Here is a 498-nt window from a genome sequence, read left to right on the forward strand (position 1 = left end):
CATCTGCAACACAAACAAATGCACTAAGTCGTAAAAACACGACTTCTACCCATGAAATAAAATATGCGGATCCGGCTCAAAAAGAGAAATCTGAAAAGAAAAATTCAATCAATTCAACTACTCATAAAAACACAAAACCCAGAGCGCCAAAAGCCGCTATTAATCCAGGCGAATTTATCCCCATCCAACATTAAACAAAATCATTTTATACCAAAAATTTAAATTAGAAGATATCTAAAAATAAAATAACGAAACAAAGTCTTTATTCGTTAAAAACACAACACAAATGAAAACAACAATCCTTTTTGCCGCTACCTTGGGGCTTTTATTATCATTTAGTGATAGAAGTTCAGGAGAAATATTCGAGGGTACATCTGCAACACAAACAAATGCACTAAGTCGTAAAAACACGACTTCTACCCATGAAATAAAATATGCGGATCCGGCTCAAAAAGAGAAATCTGAAAAGAAAAATTCAATCAATTCAACTACTCATAA

The 498-nt window shown here is 32.9% G+C and carries 2 protein-coding genes; both read left to right on the forward strand.

Going from position 1 to position 498, the window contains the following annotated elements:
• A partial coding sequence (locus tag GNY06_RS12975) for a hypothetical protein (protein ID WP_166520479.1) occupies nucleotides 1–194 on the forward strand: 194 nt, incomplete at its 5' end.
• Nucleotides 195–286: 92 nt separating this feature from the next.
• A partial coding sequence (locus GNY06_RS12980) for a hypothetical protein (protein WP_166520480.1) occupies nucleotides 287–498 on the forward strand: 212 nt, incomplete at its 3' end.

Origin of the sequence: Elizabethkingia argenteiflava (assembly GCF_009904105.1) — a bacterium.
Lineage (GTDB): Bacteria > Bacteroidota > Bacteroidia > Flavobacteriales > Weeksellaceae > Elizabethkingia > Elizabethkingia argenteiflava.